The following is a 19,550-nucleotide window of genomic DNA, read 5'->3' on the forward strand; positions in this document are numbered from 1 at the left end:
GAGAAGAGCATGACAAAGGTTGAACTGGCAAAACTACGTACCATGATCCCGGAAATGCGCCGGGTGCGCCGTATTCATTTTATCGGTATTGGCGGCGCCGGTATGGGCGGTATTGCCGAAGTTCTGGCCAACGAAGGCTACCAGATTTCTGGCTCGGACATCGCCAACAATGCGGTGACCCAGCGACTGAATCAGTTGGGCGCTACTATCTTTATCGGTCATGAAGCCAGCCATGTAGCTGGCGCGAGCGTGGTGGTAGTGTCGACCGCCATCAAGAGCGACAACCCGGAAGTGGTTGCCGCTCGTGAGCTGCGCATTCCGGTGGTGCGTCGGGCCGAGATGCTGGCTGAACTGATGCGCTACCGCCACGGGATCGCGATCGCCGGTACCCATGGCAAGACGACCACCACCAGTCTGGTCTCCAGTATCTATGCCGAAGCGGATCGGGATCCGACGTTTGTGATCGGCGGTTTGCTAAATAGCGCGGGAACCAACGCCCGTCTGGGATCCAGCCGTTATCTGATTGCCGAGGCTGACGAGAGCGATGCCTCCTTCTTGCATCTGCAGCCGATGGTTTCCATCGTGACCAATATCGAAGCCGACCATATGGATACCTATGGTGGTGACTTCAACAAGCTCAAGGCAACTTTCATCGAGTTCCTGCATAACCTGCCGTTTTATGGTCTAGCTGTGGTGTGCATCGATGATCCGGTGATCCGCGGATTGCTGCCCGATATTGGTCGCGCCACCATTACCTATGGCTATAGCGATGATGCGGATGTCCAGGTTCTGGATTTCGTGCAGGATCACAACCGCAGTAGCTTCAAGGTTCGACGCCAGGATGGCTCCTTGTTGGCGGTTACCCTGAATTTGCCGGGTCGCCATAATGCCCTGAATGCGGCAGCGGCGATTGCCGTCGCAACCGAGGATGGTATTGACGATGAGGCCATCACCGCAGCGTTATCTCGCTTTGAGGGGGTTGGTCGTCGCTTCCAGCACTATGGAGAGTTTGCCACCGGTCAGGGACAGGTGATGCTGGTGGACGATTATGGCCATCATCCCAGCGAGGTCCGGGTCACCATCAATGCGGTACGCGCCGGCTGGCCGGAACGGCGTCTGGTGATGATTTTCCAACCGCACCGCTACACCCGGACTCGGGATCTGTACGAAGATTTCGCTGAAGTGTTGTCGAAGGTGGATGTGCTGATCTTGCTGGATGTGTATGCCGCCGGTGAAGAGCCGATCCCGGGCGCTGACAGTCGGGCTCTGTGTCGCTCCATTCGTCAGCGCGGTCAACTGGATCCGGTGTTTGTGGCGACCACCGCCGAAGTTCCCGGGGTGCTGGCCGGATTGTTGGCTGAAGGCGATTTGGTATTGACTCAGGGGGCAGGCAATGTCGGGGCTCTGGCCCGTACCTTGGCGGATTTGCAGCTCAATGTGCAACAAATGAAACAAAATGACTGATGTTCGGCCCGGTTTTTACATGTGGTGTTTTGACCGGACGTGGTCGGCCGATATAATGGCGCACTTGATTTTTAGCGATGCAGCATCTCGTAACAAATAAGCGGCATCGACAATGGCTTGGGCAGGGGTAGGCGCAGCAAGATGAGTGGAACAGTCATGCGTACCCGCGGTGAGTTTTTGTTTGGCGTGTTGTTTTTTGTGGCCGTTATTTTTGGCTTGAGCTCGGCGGTCACCGATTTAAAACGCTGGTTTTTTGAAGAGGACCGGATCCCGGTCAGTGGCTTAGTGGTCCAGGGCAAGCTGGATTATGTCACGGTCGAGGATGTACGTTCGGCGCTGCGCGACGAGCCTGCGGTCAGTAATTTTTTCAAGCTGGATGTAAATCAGATCCAGCAGCGGATTGAAGACTTGCCCTGGGTAGACCAGGCCTCGATCCGGAAACGCTGGCCTGCTCTGTTGTACGTCTATGTGGTGGAGCAATCGCCCTTGGCGTTATGGGGTGAGGATCGGTTGCTCAGTGACAAGGGCGGAATTTTCAAAGCGCCGTTAGAGCGTTTGAAGCGTCCACTGGTGAAGCTTTCGGGCCCGGATGATATGGCCGAGCGGATCTGGGATGAATATAAGAGTTCTGAACGAATTTTGGCTCTGAACGGCTATCATATCGAGTCTCTCAATCTGACCAAACGCCACTCCTGGGAGTTGCAGGTCAAGGGGGGGCCCAGATTGATACTCGGGCGGGGTGATGCAAGAGCGCGTCTACAGCGCTTTATCGATGTCTATCCCTTGCTGGAGATGCGAGATCAAATCGCCTATCTGGACATGCGCTACGACACTGGAATTGCTGTAGGTTGGAAACCAATTGAAGGGACTGGCAATGACCAAGACCGCGGACAGAAACCTGATAGTCGGACTTGATATCGGCACCACTAAGGTTGCCGTATTAGTGGGAGAGGTTTTGCCGGATGGCGAGATCAATATTATCGGCTTGGGTACTCACTCGGCGCGCGGCATGGATAAAGGCGGGGTCAATGATCTGGAATCAGTGGTCAAGTCACTGCAGCGGGCGGTTGATGAAGCGGAGATGATGGCGGACTGCCATATCTCATCGGTATTTCTCGGGGTCTCCGGGCGTCACATCGAGTGCCGTAACGAGAAGGGCATGGTCCCCATCTCCGATGAAGAGGTGAGCCAGGAAGATGTCGATAACGTCATCCATACCGCCAAATCGGTACGCCTGCCGGAAGAGCATCGCGTGTTGCACGTGTTGCCGCAGGAGTACTCCATTGACTACCAGGAGGGGATTAAAAACCCGATTGGTTTGTCCGGGGTGCGGATGGGGGCCAAGGTTCATCTAATCACCTGTCACAACGACATGGTCAAGAACATCGAGAAATGTGTCGAGCGGGTCGGCTTGCGTGTGGATCAGCTGATTTTCTCGGCGTTGGCGTCCAGCTATGCGGTTTTGACTCCGGATGAGAAGGAGCTAGGTGTCTGTGTCGTTGATATGGGCGGCGGCACCATGGATATCGCCATGTTTACCGGTGGCGCCCTGCGTTACAGCAAGGTGATCCCTTACGCGGGTAATACTGTGACCAGTGACATTGCTTATGCCTTCGGGACACCGCCAGTTGATGCAGAAGCCATCAAGGTGCGGTACGGTAGTGCCCTAGGTCGTCTGGTCAGTAAAGAAGATACCATCGAAGTGCCGAGCGTCGGTGGCCGACCTGCGCGCAGCCTGCAACGGCAGACGCTGGCGGAGGTGATCGAGCCCCGTTACAGCGAGTTGCTGGGGTTGGTGCAGGATGAAATATCCAGAATGCAAAATGAGTTACGGATGCAGGGCGTCAAACACCAGTTGGCTGCCGGTGTGGTCTTGACTGGCGGTGCCGCGCAGATTGAGGGCATAGTCGAATGTGCCGAACAGATTTTCCAGTGCCAGGTGCGTGTCGGTGAACCCGAAAACATTCGTGGCCTGACGGACTATGTACAGGCGCCGGTCTTCTCGACCGCCGTGGGTCTGTTGCAATATGGCAAGCTTCACCAGTCCAAAGGAAGCAGGGATAGTAACGTCAAAGCGAGCGTTGGTGGCTTGTTCCAGCGGGTCAGCAATTGGCTACGCGGCGAGTTTTAGATTTTGCGAGTAAGCAAATAGTGCGGAGAGAGAATCATGTTTACTTTTGAACCGGTAGGAAGCCAGGGTGATGATGCCGTCATCAAAGTAATTGGTGTCGGTGGTGGTGGTGGTAATGCTGTTGAGCACATGGTGCGTGAAAGCATCGAAGGTGTGCATTTTATTGCCATCAATACCGATGCTCAGGCGTTGCGCAATTCCGGCGCCGAAACCACAGTGCAAATTGGTGGCAATATCACCAAGGGCCTGGGTGCTGGTGCAAACCCAGAGATCGGTCGCGAAGCCGCTCTGGAGAACCGTGACGATATCCGCCAGATGCTGGAAGGCTCAGACATGGTGTTCATTGCTGCTGGTATGGGTGGTGGTACTGGAACTGGTGCCGCTCCTGTGGTGGCCGAAGTCGCCAAGGAGTTGGGTATCCTGACGGTTGCTGTCGTGACCAAGCCCTTCAACTTTGAAGGCAAGAAGCGGATGAGCTATGCCCTGCAAGGGATCGAAGAGCTCTCCAAGCATGTTGACTCGCTGATCACAATCCCGAACGACAAGTTGCTGAAGGTTCTGGGCAAGGGCGTCAGCCTGCTCGAAGCATTCAAGGCGGCCAACGATGTGTTGCTGGGTGCCGTACAAGGGATCGCCGAGCTGATCACCCGTCCGGGTCTGATCAACGTCGACTTTGCTGACGTGCGCACTGTTATGCGGGAAATGGGTACCGCCATGATGGGTACCGGTCATGCACGCGGTGACGATCGGGCGGAAGAAGCAGCCGAGAAGGCGATCTCTAGTCCGCTGTTGGAAGATGTCGATCTGGCCGGCGCTCGCGGCATTCTGGTCAACATCACCGCTGGTATGGATGTGACCATGGAAGAGTTCGAAATTGTGGGTAATGCCGTCAAGGCGTTTGCCTCTGAGAATGCGACTGTGGTGGTGGGTGCCGTAATCGATCCAAACATGCAGGATGAGCTGCGTGTGACCGTGGTTGCGACCGGTATTGGCCAGGATCGCAAGCCGGAAATCACGCTGGTGAAGAATGCCCAGAAGAGTGAGCGTCCGTTACGCTCCCTGATGCAGGATAATCCTATGCCTCAGTACGATGAGCGGCCAAAAGCTGTCAATGCCGAGCCGGTACAAGCCCGTGCCGAGCCGGACTATCTGGACATTCCTGCTTTTCTGCGCAAACAAGCAGATTAATTGCGGAATGCGTCAGGAATGTGACGTGATTAGCATTTGCGCAACTCGTATGTTAATATGCATGCGAAGGGTTGGTCCGACCACCCGGCTGATCGAGGTGAATTGATGATTAAACAACGTACTCTCAAGAAAAGCGTACAAGCTACTGGCGTTGGTCTGCACTCTGGACGCAAGGTTTCTGTAGCCTTCCGCCCGGCACCAGCTAATACCGGTATCCTTTATGTGCGCAGCGACCTTGAGCCTGCTGTCACCATCAAAGCAGAAGCGTCTGCGGTGCGTGATACAGTGCTGTGTACGGCCTTGGTCAATGAACAAGGGGTCCGGATCTCCACAGTTGAGCATTTGTCAGCTGCCTTGGCCGCATTGGGTATCGATAATCTGATTGTCGAAGTCGATGCGCCCGAGTTACCCGTGATGGATGGTAGCTCCCATCCGTTCATCTACTTGCTGCAATCGGCTGGCATTGAAGAGCTCAATGCGCCGAAGCGCTTTGTTCGCATCAAAAAGACGGTGCGGGTCGAAGATGGCGACAAGTGGGCAGAATTGCGTCCTTATGCTGGCGGTTTCCGCATGAATTTGCGCATCGACTTCCAGCATCCGGTATTTGATCCGCGCAAGCAGGCTTTGAGCATGGAGTTCAGCGGCGCAGCTTTTGCCAAAGAGCTGAGTCGCGCTCGTACCTTCTGCTTTATGAAGGATGTCGAGTTCATGCACTCCAAGAATCTGGCGTTGGGTGGCAGTCTGGAAAATGCCGTCGTACTGGATGAATATCGAGTGCTGAATGAAGAGGGCCTGCGTTATGACGATGAATTCGTCAAGCACAAGCTGCTGGATGCTGTGGGTGACCTGTATATGTGCAATCACAGTATTCTGGGCGAATTCAGTGCCTTCAAGACAGGTCATGCGGTGAATAACCAGTTGTTGCGCACCATGCTGGCTGATGCCGAAGCCTGGGAAATGGTGACCTTTGAAGATGTCGCTGTTACCTCGCCCATCCCCTTCCTCGATGGGCAGTGGGTTACCGCGTAAATCAGCTGCGTCATATCGTTTTTGTAAAAAGGCACCGACTCTCTCCCCGGTGCCTTTTTCTTTGGGCTTTTTGCAACTGACGACTCGACGGTCCAGATATGCTACCCTCGGCGTCGGACTCGGTTTTTCCGACGCCGCTATTATGGGGCGTGGACTTGAATAATGAGTCGGATGTCACCATATCCTCTTGGTTGTGTGATATCGGTTTGCTTTCCGTGTATTGATGGTCTAGGGGAAGCAAGCTGACCGCAGGGGATGGGTTAAGATAACCACCGTTTTGCCCGATTATCCTTACGCAATGACCCCATACCCTTGCGAAGTGTTCAAAACGGCGAGCTGATTATTTTCCAGAGTTTGGTTCTTGGTTTGGCAATACATGAGTCCTGAGTCAGGACGTGTGTTCTGTTGAGTGGCCTGTTTCATCCTGTGATGAAATAAGAAGAGTACAACCAGAGAGTTGGTTCGAGATGATTACAAATTTACTGACCCGCATTGTTGGTAGCAGCAATGACCGCACGCTGAAAAAACTGCGCAAAATCGTCAAGCAGATTAATGCCATGGAGCCTCAATTCGAAGCGTTGAGTGACGCTGAGTTGAAGGCGAAGACCGTCGAATTCCGCGCCCGTATCGAGCAGGGCGAAGAGCTGGAGCAACTGCTGCCGGAAGCCTTTGCGACCGTTCGCGAAGCCTCCAAACGGGTATTCGGCATGCGTCATTTTGACGTCCAGTTGATGGGCGGCATGGTGTTGAATAACAACCAGATTGCAGAAATGAAAACCGGTGAAGGAAAGACGCTGACTGCGACCCTGCCTGCTTACCTGAATGCTTTGACCGGTCGGGGCGTACATATAGTCACCGTGAACGACTATCTGGCGAAACGGGACGCCGAATGGAATCGTCCATTGCTGGAATTCCTTGGTTTGACCGTGGGTTGTAATCTGCCCGGCATGAGCCCGCCTGAGAAGCATCAAGCCTATGCGGCCGATGTTACCTACGGCACCAACAACGAATTTGGATTCGATTACCTGCGTGACAACATGGCGTTCTCACCAGAACAGCGTGTTCAGCGTCCGCTGTACTACGCATTGGTCGATGAAGTGGATTCGGTGTTGATCGATGAAGCCCGGACTCCGCTGATTATTTCTGGTGCCGCCGAGGATAGCTCCGAGCTGTATATCAAGGTCAACAAGCTGATCCCCTTGCTGCAGAAGCAAGAGAAGGAAGATAGCGAGGAGTATCGTGGCGAGGAGCACTATACGGTTGATGAGAAGGCTCGTCAGGCGCTGTTGACCGAAAATGGTCAGATCTATGTGGAAGAGTTGTTGAAGCAAAATGGGCTGCTGTCGGCTGAGGACTCTCTGTTCTCGGCGGCCAACATAACCCTGTTGCATCATGTCAATGCGGCCCTGCGGGCTCATACCCTATTCGAACGCGATGTGGATTACATCGTCAAGGATGGTGAGATCGTCATCGTCGATGAACATACCGGCCGTACCATGACCGGTCGTCGCTGGTCGGAAGGTCTGCATCAGGCGATTGAAGCCAAGGAAGGGGTGAAGATCCAGAACGAGAACCAGACTATGGCCTCGATCACCTTCCAGAATTACTTCCGTTTGTATGACAAATTGGCCGGTATGACCGGGACTGCGGATACCGAAGCTTTTGAGTTTCAGCAAATTTACGGCCTCAATACCGTAGTGCTGCCGACGAATCGCCCCATGGTGCGTAAAGACTCCGGTGATCTGGTCTATCTGACGGCCGAAGAAAAATATGCGGCCATAGTGCAGGACATCAAGGATCGGGTTGCCGAAGGGCGTCCGGTGCTGGTGGGTACCATCTCCATCGAAAACTCGGAGCTGATTTCTTCGGTGCTGAACAAGCAAGGGATCAAGCACCAGGTGTTGAATGCCAAATTCCATGCGATGGAAGCCGATATCGTGGCTCAAGCCGGTCGTCCGGGGGCTGTCACCATCGCCACCAACATGGCCGGTCGGGGTACCGATATCGTACTGGGTGGTAATTGGCAGGCTGAATTGGATAAGCTCGACAACCCTACTCCCGAGCAGATCGAATCAGCCAAGGCGGAATGGCAGAAGCGCCATGATGAGGTTATCGCCGCCGGCGGTTTGCATATCATAGGTACTGAACGTCACGAATCCCGGCGTATCGATAATCAGCTCCGTGGCCGTTCCGGTCGTCAGGGCGATCCGGGCTCTTCCCGTTTCTACCTGTCCATGGAAGATACTCTGATGCGTATTTTCGCCTCCGATCGCGTGACCGGCATGATGAAAAAGCTGGGCATGGAATATGGAGAGGCGATCGAACATCCTTGGGTGACCAAGGCCATCGAAAATGCCCAGCGCAAGGTCGAAGCTCGTAACTTCGATATCCGTAAGAATCTGCTGGAATTTGATGATGTGGCCAACGATCAGCGCAAGGTGGTCTACGAACAACGCAACGAATTGCTCGATACGGCCGACATCAGTGAAACCATCAATGCGATCCGCGCCGACGTCATCGATGGCGTGATTGATGAGTACATCACACCGCACTCACTGGACGAAACTTGGGATATTCCAGGGCTGGAGCAGCGCCTGCAAGCGGATTTCAATTTGTCTCTGCCGATTACCCAGTGGCTGGCGGAAGATGACAAATTGTATGAAGAGCTGCTGCGCGAGCGTATCGTCCAGGAAGCTGAAACCTTATACAACGCCAAGAAAGCTCTGGTCGGCGATGAGGTGATGAACCAGTTCGAGAAGTCAGTGATGATGCAGACGCTGGACAACCTGTGGAAGGAGCATCTGGCGGCCATGGATCATCTGCGGCAGGGTATCCATCTGCGCGGTTATGCGCAGAAGAATCCGAAACAGGAGTACAAGCGCGAGTCATTCGAGCTCTTCACCCAGATGCTGGAAACCTTGAAGCTGGAAGTTGTCTCTATCATCTGCCGGGTTCAGGTTCAGGAGCGAGACGTGGATGCGTTGGAAGAGCAGCGTAGACGTGCTGAGGCAGCCCCGCGCACCTACACTCATGCCGATGCGGCGGCACTGAATGAAGAGGGCGAAAGCGAGCCTGCCAGCCCTGCTGCGGTGCAGACTCCCTTCGTGCGTGGTGACAAGGTGGGGCGGAATGATCCTTGTCCTTGTGGTTCCGGTAAAAAATACAAACAGTGTCATGGCCAATTGAGCTAACTGATTGGCATGTTTGGAAAAGGCGGCTTAGGCCGCCTTTTTTATGAGTCAAAGTGAGGCGATATGGAAAAGAAACGGATCTGGGTTGCAGTCGGGGTCGTCGAAAACACGGCTGGGCAGGTGTTTATCTGCCGCCGCTCGGATGGGCAGCATCAGGCGGGGAAATGGGAGTTTCCTGGCGGTAAAGTTGAAGCGGGTGAAACCATGCCTGCCGCTTTGGCTCGTGAATTAGCCGAGGAGATAGGTATCGAGGTGCAGCAGAGTGAGCCTCTGCTGCAAATTGAACACGATTATCCGGACAAGTCGGTGTTGCTGGATGTCTGGCGGGTGACCGCATTTAGCGGCCAACCTTATGGCCGTGAAGGTCAACCCGCACTATGGGTCGATCGGCAGTCATTGCTGGAATATGAGTTTCCGGAAGCGAACCGCCCAATCACCGAACGAGTGATGGGGCTGTAAAGAGCGACCCCCTCCCTGCCTCCCCTTGAAAAGGGAGAGGAGACAAGCGACCTCTTGTCAGGGGACCTGCCCTGCTCGTGTGAGGGGGCGCTTTTACTCCCTCCGCTTTCTTTTTCAAGGGTAGGGGTGGGGTTGGCTCTTTGCCTAGTCTTCGTACTCATCTTCAAAAGCACTATTGCTGCCATCCGGATCCTGGTTTTGTGCCGGGATCCGCTTCTCCTCATTAGCCCACTCCCCGAGATCGATGAGTTGGCAACGCTTGCTGCAAAAGGGGCGAAACGGGCTTTCCTCATTCCAGCTGACGGCTTTGCCACAAGTTGGGCATTGGACTACGGTGACCATATTCATTCTCCTAACAGCAGGCCAGCTGAAATTCAATATCGCCGGTTTCCAGTTCTCCTAACGGCAGGAAACGCACGGCGAAACGGCTCTTGTGGCCACTCATGGTCGGATAATGACCCTGGGACGGATCGACACGCAGCCGGATCAGCTCGGTACCTTCTGCATTGGCTTGATAAAAACCATTCCGCGCAACTTGAGCGCTAAAGCTGCCGCTATCGCGCCAAAGCTGGAGCAGGCGCTCTGTGGCGCGCATCAGCAGATCCAGCTCTTGAACCCAGGCCTGGCTATCTCGCAGACGTTTTTCCAGGGGAAGACCCAGCCAATGATGCAGGATCGGCACATCGAAGGGGCAGAGGCCGCCAGGGATGGAAAAGCGTTGCCGGATGGCACAGAGGAATTTGTCTTCCTTGAAACGGCTACCGGCGCGAACCGAGCGGGGTAACTCGTAAATCAATGTTGCTAATTCGCTCTGCAGGCTGGCCAGTTTGCTCAGGTCCACCTCGGGCAACTGGCTCCAGCTTTCCAGTTTTTGCCGCTGTTTTTCCAGATCTTTCATCAGATCGGTGCGGATATCGCAGCGCTCGGACAGCTCGATGAAATCAAATAGCGCCTTGAAAAAATTGAACGACTGGGTCGACTGTTCCAGTTGTTGGCAGTTTTTCAATTGTTGGAACAGGGCATCGAATCGTAGATAGGTACGACTCTTTTCATTCAGCGGAAATTCGTAGGTGAGCATTAGGCTTGGACTCTTATCTCGGATGCGCAGAGTGTAATGGCATTCACTGCGGATGTTGAGCAGATAACGATAAATAGGTGATATGTAGCTGTCTGACTCGCTCTCGCAAGGCATCGAAGTCATTGCCTTCGTTGTCAATCCGGTCATCGCTGCGCTGCAGGCGCTCGGCTCTGCTCAGCTGAGAGTCCATGATGGCCTGAACCAGCTCGGAGCTATTGCCATCCCGCTGACAGGTGCGGGCAATCTGGGTCTGCTCGCTGACATCAATGCACAGGGTGCGCTGGACGGCCTGATCCAGACCATTTTCAAACAACAGGGGAGCCATCAGGATCACGTAGTCGCCGCTCGCCTCCTGGCAGCGCTGCAGCAGAGTTTGGCGGATCAGGGGGTGCAGCAATTGGTTCAGCCACTGCTTGTGTTGCGCGTCGGCAAAAATAAGGCGACGCAGAGTGGCTCGATCCAGCTCGCCTGCGGCATTGAGGACCTCGGACCCAAAGTGTGCCGCGATCTGCTGTAGCGCGGTTTGGCCTGGCGCCACGAGTTCTCGGGCAATCGCGTCGGCATCCACTACGGTTACGCCTTCGGCAGCAAACAGGTTTGCGACCGTGGTTTTGCCGCTGCCGATACCGCCAGTCAGCCCGAGGATCCAGTTACTCACGGTGATGACACCTCATAGCAGGCTCTGCAAATACCAGGTTGTAATGTCGTTACCCCAGAGCAAGGCGATCCAGCCCGCCATGGCCAGATAAGGACCAAAGGGGATGGGATTGCCTTGTTGGTGACGACGCAGTAGTAGCAGCGTGATGCCAACTATGGCGCCGACTAACGAGGAGAGGATCAGGATCAGCGGCAGCGCTTGCCAGCCCAGCCAAGCGCCAAGGGCGGCAAGGAGCTTGAAGTCACCATATCCCATGCCTTCCTTACCGGTCAGTAGTTTGAAGCTCCAGTACAGGCTCCAAAGCACTAGGTAACCGAACATCGCACCCAACACCGCATCTTGCAGACTGACAAAATGGCCACTGATATTGAGCAGCAGACCCAGCCAGAGCAGGGGGAGTGTCAGTTGATCCGGCAGCAGCATCTTGTCCAGATCGATAAACGTCAAGGCGATCAGGGTCCAGGTCAGCAGCAGGGCGCCGAGTAACGGCCAGCCGAGCGGGAAATGCCAGGCAATAGCCAGAGTCGCCAAGCCGGTGCACAACTCCACCAGAGGATAGCGAGCAGAAATTCGAGCCTGACAGCCCCGGCAGCGGCCCCGTAGCATCAGCCAGCTCAGGATGGGGATATTCTCCAGCGCCGTGATGGCATGGCCGCAATGGGGGCAGGCCGAGCGTGGAACCATCAGATTAAAGCGCTCTGGCGCCGCAGTCGATTGCTCCTCATCGGAAGAAGATTCGTCAAAATAATCTCGGTACTCCTGTTGCCAGCTACGTTCCATCATGATGGGCAGGCGATGGATCACCACATTCAAAAAGCTGCCGACCAGTAGCCCGAGCAGGGTTAGAGTTACCAGATAGAGGGCGGGGAATTGTGCAGCCACTAAGGCCAGATCGTGGAATGACGGCATGGGAATTCTCAATAAAAAGGGGCCCACAGCGTGTGCCCCAGATGCATAAAAGATGCTGTTACTTGATGACGCTACCCAGCTTAAAGATGGGCAGATACATGGCGACCACCAGACCACCGACCAGCACCCCCAAGACCACCATGATCAGCGGCTCGATCAGAGTGGCGAGGCCATCCACGGCATCGTCCACTTGCTGGGAGTAGATACCGGCGATCTTGGTCAGCATATCGTCAATGCTACCGGACTCCTCACCGATCATCACCATCTGGGTGACCATATCCGGAAACACCTCCACGGTGCGCATGGCGATATGCATCTGCATCCCGGCCATCACTTCGTTGCGCACTGCCATCACCGCATCCCGATAGAGGGCATTGCCGGAGGCGCCGGCTGCCGAGACCATGGCATCCACCAGTGGAATACCGGCAGCAAAGGTGGTGGAGAGGGTGCTGGCAAAGCGTGCCATACAAGCTTTGTGCAAGATCATGCCGATAATTGGCAATTTCAGCAGCGCCTTGTCGGTCTTATCGCGCACGGTTTGCGAGTTGCGATGGGCACGCACAAACAGGAAGACGGCCAGTATTACGCCACCTGCGATGAAATACCAGGAGTGTTGCAAGAAGCGGGAGAGCGCGATCACCATCTGGGTGAAGGCGGGTAGTTCGGCACCGAAGCTCTTGAAAATATCTTCAAACTGCGGCACCACAAACAGAAGCAGGATCGAGGTGACTATGATGGCAATCCCCAGGACTGCGGCCGGATACATCATGGCCTTTTTGATCTTGGATTTGAGCGCCTCGGCCTTCTCGCGGTAGGTAGCGATACGATCATAGATTTGCTCCAGGGCGCCGGATTGCTCACCGGCGGCGACCAGATCGCAGTAGAGATCATCGAAATGGCGCGGGTGTTTTTTTAGCGCCTGGGAGAGCGGAATACCACTCTCTACCTCGGCGCAGATGCCACTGAGCAGATCGCGCATACTGGTCTTCTCATGGCTGCTGGCCAGCAGACGCAGGGTCTGCACCAGGGGCACACCGGCCGAGAGCATGGTGGTGATCTGCCGGGAGATCATGGCGATATCCATCGGTTTGATGGCGCCGGAATACTTGGAGAACAGCGACTGGCTCTTGCGGTTGATCTTGCTGACATTGACCCCCTGCTTGCGCAGTTCGGCCTTGACCTGATTGGGGTTTTCGCCCTGCATCTCGCCGGAGATTTTTTGTCCCTTGCGATTGATGCCCTGCCAGACATAGGGGTAGAACTTCTTGGCTTCGATCTTGTCGCGACTACTTGGGGTGACTGCCATGGTGCTTCCTTGTCTCTAAATGGCGCTTAATCGATAGGGCGATTGATTCGGGGCTAGATCCGCATGGTGAACCTAGCCGCTGGTGACCCGATTGATTTCGGCCAAGCTGGTGATGCCCAGCCGTGCCTTATCGAGTCCGGATTGGCGCAGGGTACGCATCCCCTCTTTCTGCGCCAGGGAGGCGATCTGCAAGGAGTTGCCACCTTCCATGATGAGATTGGCGATGGCCTCGGACATGGACATCATCTCGTAGATACCGACCCGGCCCTTGTAGCCACCGGAACACTCCGGGCACCCTACGGGTTTATACAACTGCAATCCGGCATCCAGCTGTTGCTGGGAGTAGCCCAGGGCTAACAGCTCATGGGCGGGGATCACTTCCGGCGCCTTGCACTTATCGCACAAACGTCGGGCCAGGCGCTGGGCCATGATCAGCGTCACGGAGGAGGCGATATTAAACGCCGGAACGCCCATATTCATCATCCGGGTTAGGGTTTCGGCTGCCGAATTGGTATGCAGAGTGGATAGTACCAAGTGACCGGTTTGCGCCGCCTTGATGGCGATTTCGGCAGTTTCCAGATCGCGGATTTCACCGACCATGACCACATCCGGATCCTGCCGCAAGAAGGCGCGCAGGGCACTGGCAAAAGTGAGACCTGCCTTGGGATTAACCTGTACCTGATTGATACCCATCAGGTTGATTTCCACCGGATCTTCGGCGGTGGAGATATTGCGCTCTGCAGTATTGAGGAGATTGAGGCCCGTATAGAGGGAGACCGTTTTCCCCGAGCCGGTGGGGCCGGTGACAAGTATCATGCCTTGGGGTTTGGCCAGAGCCTTGAGGTAGGTCTCTTTTTGCTGGGGCTCATAACCGAGCTGATCGATATTCAAACGTGCCGCCGAGGAGTCGAGGATCCGCAGCACTATCTTCTCCCCCCACATGGTGGGTAGGGAGTTGACCCGCAAGTCCATGGCCTTGGTCTTGGAAATTTTCAGCTTGATGCGGCCATCTTGCGGCAGACGCCGCTCGGCAATATCCAGTCGTGACATGACTTTCAGTCGCGCCGAGAAGCGGCTGGAGAGATTCACCGGTGGACTGGCAATCTCGTGCAAGATACCGTCGATGCGAAAGCGGATGCGGTACTTGGTTTCGTAGGGCTCGAAGTGCAAATCCGAGGCGCCGCGCTTGATGGCATCCAGTAGCACCTTGTTAATATATTTAACAATGGGTGCATCATCATCGCTATCGTCATCTGTATTTCTACTGTTCAGTTGAGCTTCTGAATCAGAAACCTCCAACCCATCCATATCGCTGTCGTTGAGGTTATCCACCCCCAGTGCCTCGCTGACCCCCTCTGTCAGTTTGATGATGGCCTTCTGCAACTTGAGTTCGTCGACCAGCAGCGCCTCGGTATGCAGACCGAAGCTGAAGCCGAAATCCTCCAGCGCCGAAACATTGGTCGGGTCCGACATGGCGACATACAGGGTATGCCCCTGGGTATAGATGGGCAGGGCGTGGTGCTTGTCGATGAGCTTGCTATTGAGATACTTCTGCGGGATCTCGCCTAAATCAAAGGCGTCCAGATCCAGTAGAGGTATTCCATACTCTTGCTCGCAAAACTCCGCCAGCGCGGCGCTGGCCAGAATTTTATTCTCCACCAGAAAGGTGACCAGAGGTTTGCGCTGCTGCTTGGCCTCGGCACTATATTTGCGGGACTCTTCATCACTCAATAGTGCAGAAGAGACCAGACTAAGGGCAAGACCACTGTTAGGTGAGGCTGTCATATCGAAGGGTATTACCAAATTAAAGAGGAAATTCGGTTAGTCAGAAGGGCTGGGCATAAAATCCCAGCCCCATAAAGCTAATTTATTATGGAGTGCACTTATCGATATATTTTGAACATGCTTTGTCAGCGGTGATAGCCCAAGTCAGGTTCGTTGCTCCTGATACTGGAGAGAGCAATACCGTGCCCCATACAGAACCTAACTGAGTAGCGATCTGAATTTTTCCATCAGTAATTGACAAGAGCCCAGCTTTACTTCCGGCGGTGCCTTTTTCTGTCCCAATAGTAGGTACATTGTTTGAGCCTTCAGTACAACCAGTAAGAGTAGACGTTGTTTGGAAACATACGGCCACTGCGGTCTTTGCGGAGTCAGCCATTCTGAGTGTTGCTGTTGCTTTGGCTTTGGCGGTGTAATCTTGATAAGCCGGCAGGGCAATCGCAGCCAAGATAGCGACGATGGCCACAACGATCATCAATTCAATCAGGGTAAAACCAGTTTGCTTTTTCATTTCAGGTTTCCTTACGTTTGTAGTTCCTAACACGAGGTGGTCATGCCACCACAGCGCCGATAATAGCTCCATTTGCGTGCTTGGGTATATCCCTTACCGCGCCATGGGATGGCTGATAAGCCAAAACTGTGAGGCATCACAAAGAGTAAAGCGCAAAAAAACGAAAATAGCAGTAGCCACGAGGGTTGGCGAGCAAAGAAAGGTCTATGGAGACTTAACGCAATAAGATTTTTTGTCAGAAAAGGCAATAAAAATGAAATGGTTGCATTCAGACCCCCTCCCAACCTCCCCCTTGGAAAAGAAAGGGGGAGGAGCAAGAGCTTTTCTCCCTCCCCTTTTTTCAAGGGGAGGGCAGGGGTGGGGTTAGCTTTACGCTCTAAAAGCCAGAACCCCCTCCCAACCTCCCCCTTGGAAAAGAAAGGGGGAGGAGCAAGAGCTTTTCTCCCTCCCCTTTTTTCAAGGGGAGGGCAGGGGNAGCTTTTCTCCCTCCCCTTTTTTCAAGGGGAGGGCAGGGGCGGGGTTAGCTTTACGCTCTAAAAGCCAGAACCCCCTCCCAACCTCCCCCTTGGAAAAGAAAGGGGGAGGAGTAAGAGCTTTGCTCCCTCCCCTTTTTTCAAGGGGAGGGCAGGGGTGGGGTTGGCTCTAGAGCTATTCCGCGGCAAAGCGCATCGACAGATCCAGGGCATGAACATGTTTGGTCAGGGCGCCGACCGAGATAAAATCCACACCGGTTTGCGCGAAGCGGCGGATGGTGTGCAGGTTGACGTTGCCGGAGACCTCCAGCTTGGCGCGACCCTGGGTAATAGCCACCGCCTGCTCCATCATGGGCACTTCGAAATTATCCAGCATTATGATGTCGGCTTGGGCAGCCAACGCTTGTTGCAGTTCGTCGAGATCTTCGACCTCGACTTCTACCCGTTTGCCAGGATTGAGCTGTCGTGCAGTTTGCACGGCCTCGGCAATACCCCCACAGGCCAGAATATGGTTCTCCTTGATGAGATAAGCATCATGAAGCCCCATACGATGATTGGTGCCACCCCCACAGGTGACGGCATATTTCAGTGCCGTGCGCAGACCCGGTACCGTCTTGCGGGTATCCAGCAGTTTACAGCGGGTCCCGGCCAGCTCCTGCATATAGCGGGCAACCAGGGTGGCCACGCCGGAGAGGCTCTGTACGAAGTTCAGTGCGGTGCGCTCACCGGTGAGCAGGATGCGTGCCGGGCCATGCAGCCGGAACAACGCCTGATTCGGCGCAACGGTCTCGCCGTCCTTGACCAGCCACTCCACCTGCACTTCGCCGCCGAGTTGGGCAAACACCTCGTTGACCCAGGCGACACCGCAAAATACCCCTGGCTCCCGGGTGATCACGGTGGCGCTGCTCTGTTTGCTGGCGGGGATGAGTTGGGCTGTGATGTCGGCACCGGCATCCAGAATACCGCCCAGATCTTCTTCCAGGGCGTGACGTACGGCGCGTTGAATATCCTGTTGCAGCATGATGAGTCCTGTATCAAGTGGCCGGAGCAAGAAGGCAAAACGGCTCTGGCGCTTGGCAATCGAATAGCGGCAAGGATAGCATGAAGCCTATCGACCTCCCAGTCAGAGCAACCCCCTCCCAGCCTCCCCCTTGAAAAAAAGGGGGAGGAGCAAGAGCAGCTCCGCTTGAAAGAGAGAGCAAGATTTTTCGCTCTTAGCTTGAGCCGTTGCTTTTCTCCCTCCCCTTTTTTCAAGGGGAGGGTCGGGGTGGGGTTATTGAGGCATCCAACACTTGTTTGATGCCTTCAAGTACGCTCTGGGTTTGTTGCATGACCTGCAGATTGGTAAAACGTAATACGCTGATCCCCAAAGTCATCAGGTATTCATCCCGAGAATGATCGTAGTTTCGTGAGTCAGGGGCAAAGTGACTATCGCCATCCACTTCGACGACCAACCGCTTCTCGGGACAGTAGAAATCCACAATGTAGCGGCCGATTCCGTGTTGTCTTCGAAATTTCACGCCAAGCTGTTCTCTTTTGAGATAGTGCCAAAGAATTTGCTCCGGTGTAGGCATTTGACACCGGAGACGTTGACGTGCGTCGAGCTGATTTTTTCGGTTGAATATTTTACCCATGGACTGTGTGATTCAGAAGGATTGAGCTGATAGCTTAGTGGGTGAGTTGTAACGAAAAACTGTTGGAAATCCTTCAGTTACTGTTCTTATTTCTATTTTTCTGCAAAACAAATGGCGGATAAGGCTGCGACATGATGACTCAAAATCTTGGCATAAAGAATGGTTGGCTGGTTTCGGCTCGACACCTCTGTTCCCCGCATCAGAATCCACGACCGGAGGATGAAGTGTCACTGCTGGTGATTCATGGCATCAGCTTGCCGCCGGGCGAGTTCGGCGGCCCCTGGATTGATGATCTGTTTTCAGGGCGACTGGATCCTCAGGCTCACCCCTATTTTGCCACGATCGCCGGTTTGCAGGTCTCGGCTCACTGCCTTATTCGCCGGGATGGTGAACTGGTGCAGTATGTGCCGTTTTCTGCCCGCGCCTGGCATGCCGGCGTTTCCAGTTTTGCCGGGCGTCCGGCCTGCAACGATTTTTCCATCGGTATCGAGCTGGAAGGTACCGATGACAGCGGCTATACCCCCGAACAATACAAGACTCTGGTGGCGGTGACTCAGGTGTTGCTACAGCATTATCCCGATCTGACGCCGGAGCGGATCGTTGGTCACAGCGATATAGCGCCGGGGCGCAAGACGGATCCGGGGGCGGGTTTTGATTGGGCTTATTATCGGCAACTGTTAGCCTCGGCTTGAGGCTTCCTCCCTCGGCGACTATTTCAACCCTGCTCTGTCGTTTGTGGTCGGGTAATACCCGCAACGCCACTCTCTTGGTCAGACTATAAAAATCCTCTCTTTGCCTTCAACTGGATGATTCCGTTGACCGAGATCATTTTTTGTATGGACATTTGTTAATGAAGTTGCTAATTTTCGTTGCATATAGATGTATTGGTAATACCAATTAGCAGCCCATAATGCCCATTCGCAAGAACCAAGCCCCCAAACTGGCAGATGCTATCGTTGCTGAACTCGAGCAGATGATAGTGGATGGCAGCCTGCAACCCGGACAAAAACTGCTGCCGGAGCGTGAGCTCGCGGTGCAGTTTCAAGTATCCCGTCCGTCGCTGCGTGAGGCCATACAGCGCCTGGAGGCTCGGGGATTACTCTATCGGCGGCAGGGGGGCGGCACCTATGTGCAGCAGGAGTTGAACCGTGGTCTGACCGACCCCTTGTTCGAGCTGCTGTTGAACAACCCGGAGTCGCAATTTGATCTGCTAGAGTTTCGTCATGTGCTGGAAGGGGTTGCCGCCTATTACGCGGCGTTGCGTGGTACCGAAGTGGACTTCGAACGTATCCGCGTCGCGCAAGCCAATATTGAGGCAGCCCAGCAGCAAGCGGACTTGGCCGGTGAAGCCGAAGCGGTCACAGATTTTTATCTGGTGATGATGGAGGCTTCCCATAATGCCGTATTGCTCCATCTGATCCGAGCGTTACGTACTTTGCTGGAGCGCAATATTCTGCGCAACATCGAGGTGTTGAACCAGCGCCCGGGCGTAGTTAACCGGATCCGCCGCCATAGGTCTGACCTGATTGCGGCGATCTTGGCCGGGCAACCGGAACAGGCGCGGGATGCCTGTCATGAGCATCTCGCCTTTATCGAGGACACCTTGCTGGATATTCAGCGGGAAGATTTGCGAACCCAGCGGCAAACGCGCCAGGTTCGGATGCGCCCGAGCTGACCACGAGTGTGCCCATATCGTCATTCAAAACAGCTATTGCCGTTAACGAGATAGGAAACAGC

18 protein-coding genes are annotated in these 19,550 nt (G+C 54.6%); 9 read left to right on the top strand and 9 right to left on the bottom strand.

What is annotated here, in order from left to right; genetic code table 11:
• Positions 1-9: 9 nt before the first annotated feature.
• The 7 genes from murC to mutT all read left to right on the top strand — a co-directional run bounded on the left by murC (position 10) and on the right by mutT (position 9,462).
• Positions 10-1,464, top strand: a complete 1,455-nt coding sequence (gene murC, locus ACYVG7_RS01785) for a UDP-N-acetylmuramate--L-alanine ligase (RefSeq protein ID WP_460881534.1) — start codon at positions 10-12, stop codon at positions 1,462-1,464.
• A 141-nt stretch (positions 1,465-1,605) separates the two neighbouring features.
• On the top strand, positions 1,606-2,379 hold the full coding sequence (locus ACYVG7_RS01790) for a cell division protein FtsQ/DivIB (RefSeq protein ID WP_460881535.1): 774 nt from the start codon (positions 1,606-1,608) through the stop codon (positions 2,377-2,379).
• Entirely contained in the window at positions 2,339-3,595 is a 1,257-nt protein-coding gene (gene ftsA, locus ACYVG7_RS01795) for a cell division protein FtsA (protein ID WP_460881536.1), read from the top strand. Before ACYVG7_RS01790 ends, ftsA begins: the two co-directional genes overlap by 41 nt.
• Positions 3,596-3,631: 36 nt before the next feature.
• Positions 3,632-4,783, top strand: a complete 1,152-nt coding sequence (gene ftsZ / locus ACYVG7_RS01800) for a cell division protein FtsZ (RefSeq protein WP_460881537.1) — start codon at positions 3,632-3,634, stop codon at positions 4,781-4,783.
• Between the two features lie 105 nt (positions 4,784-4,888).
• Positions 4,889-5,812, top strand: a complete 924-nt coding sequence (gene lpxC / locus ACYVG7_RS01805) for a UDP-3-O-acyl-N-acetylglucosamine deacetylase (protein ID WP_460881538.1) — start codon at positions 4,889-4,891, stop codon at positions 5,810-5,812.
• A 467-nt stretch (positions 5,813-6,279) separates the two neighbouring features.
• The gene (gene secA / locus ACYVG7_RS01810) at positions 6,280-9,003 is read left to right on the top strand and encodes a preprotein translocase subunit SecA (RefSeq protein ID WP_460881539.1); all 2,724 of its coding nucleotides are present in this window, start codon (positions 6,280-6,282) and stop codon (positions 9,001-9,003) included.
• A gap of 63 nt (positions 9,004-9,066) precedes the next feature.
• Positions 9,067-9,462: an 8-oxo-dGTP diphosphatase MutT gene (gene mutT, locus ACYVG7_RS01815; RefSeq protein ID WP_460881540.1), complete on the top strand. Its 396-nt coding sequence runs from the start codon at positions 9,067-9,069 to the stop codon at positions 9,460-9,462.
• A gap of 144 nt (positions 9,463-9,606) precedes the next feature.
• Here mutT and yacG read toward each other — a convergent pair whose 3' ends face one another.
• The 9 genes from yacG to ACYVG7_RS01860 all read right to left on the bottom strand — a co-directional run bounded on the left by yacG (position 9,607) and on the right by ACYVG7_RS01860 (position 17,813).
• Complete coding sequence (gene yacG, locus ACYVG7_RS01820) at positions 9,607-9,804, bottom strand: DNA gyrase inhibitor YacG (protein WP_460881541.1); 198 nt, start codon at positions 9,802-9,804, stop codon at positions 9,607-9,609.
• 10 nt (positions 9,805-9,814) lie between these two features.
• Positions 9,815-10,540 carry a cell division protein ZapD gene (gene zapD / locus ACYVG7_RS01825; RefSeq protein ID WP_460881542.1) on the bottom strand — a complete coding sequence of 242 codons (726 nt, stop codon included), beginning with the start codon at positions 10,538-10,540 and terminating at the stop codon, positions 9,815-9,817.
• Between the two features lie 43 nt (positions 10,541-10,583).
• Positions 10,584-11,198: a dephospho-CoA kinase gene (gene coaE / locus ACYVG7_RS01830; RefSeq protein ID WP_460881543.1), complete on the bottom strand. Its 615-nt coding sequence runs from the start codon at positions 11,196-11,198 to the stop codon at positions 10,584-10,586.
• 12 nt (positions 11,199-11,210) lie between these two features.
• Positions 11,211-12,107, bottom strand: a complete 897-nt coding sequence (locus ACYVG7_RS01835) for a prepilin peptidase (RefSeq protein ID WP_460881544.1) — start codon at positions 12,105-12,107, stop codon at positions 11,211-11,213.
• A 58-nt stretch (positions 12,108-12,165) separates the two neighbouring features.
• Positions 12,166-13,413 (bottom strand): type II secretion system F family protein, encoded by a 1,248-nt coding sequence (locus tag ACYVG7_RS01840; protein ID WP_460881545.1) that lies wholly within the window; start codon positions 13,411-13,413, stop codon positions 12,166-12,168.
• Positions 13,414-13,485: 72 nt separating this feature from the next.
• On the bottom strand, positions 13,486-15,198 hold the full coding sequence (gene pilB, locus ACYVG7_RS01845) for a type IV-A pilus assembly ATPase PilB (protein WP_460881546.1): 1,713 nt from the start codon (positions 15,196-15,198) through the stop codon (positions 13,486-13,488).
• 85 nt (positions 15,199-15,283) lie between these two features.
• A complete protein-coding gene (locus tag ACYVG7_RS01850) occupies positions 15,284-15,706 on the bottom strand; it encodes a pilin (RefSeq protein WP_460881547.1) in 423 nt (140 codons plus the stop codon).
• Between the two features lie 648 nt (positions 15,707-16,354).
• On the bottom strand, positions 16,355-17,200 hold the full coding sequence (gene nadC / locus ACYVG7_RS01855; protein ID WP_460881548.1) for a carboxylating nicotinate-nucleotide diphosphorylase: 846 nt from the start codon (positions 17,198-17,200) through the stop codon (positions 16,355-16,357).
• Between the two features lie 229 nt (positions 17,201-17,429).
• The gene (locus ACYVG7_RS01860) at positions 17,430-17,813 is read right to left on the bottom strand and encodes an endonuclease domain-containing protein (protein WP_460881549.1); all 384 of its coding nucleotides are present in this window, start codon (positions 17,811-17,813) and stop codon (positions 17,430-17,432) included.
• Between the two features lie 131 nt (positions 17,814-17,944).
• Between ACYVG7_RS01860 and ampD the strand changes: the two genes are divergently transcribed.
• Complete coding sequence (gene ampD / locus ACYVG7_RS01865; RefSeq protein ID WP_460881550.1) at positions 17,945-18,505, top strand: 1,6-anhydro-N-acetylmuramyl-L-alanine amidase AmpD; 561 nt, start codon at positions 17,945-17,947, stop codon at positions 18,503-18,505.
• 218 nt (positions 18,506-18,723) lie between these two features.
• A complete protein-coding gene (gene pdhR / locus ACYVG7_RS01870; protein ID WP_460881551.1) occupies positions 18,724-19,488 on the top strand; it encodes a pyruvate dehydrogenase complex transcriptional repressor PdhR in 765 nt (254 codons plus the stop codon).
• Positions 19,489-19,550: the final 62 nt, after the last annotated feature.

The sequence above is a fragment of the Pseudaeromonas pectinilytica genome (genome assembly GCF_054780855.1).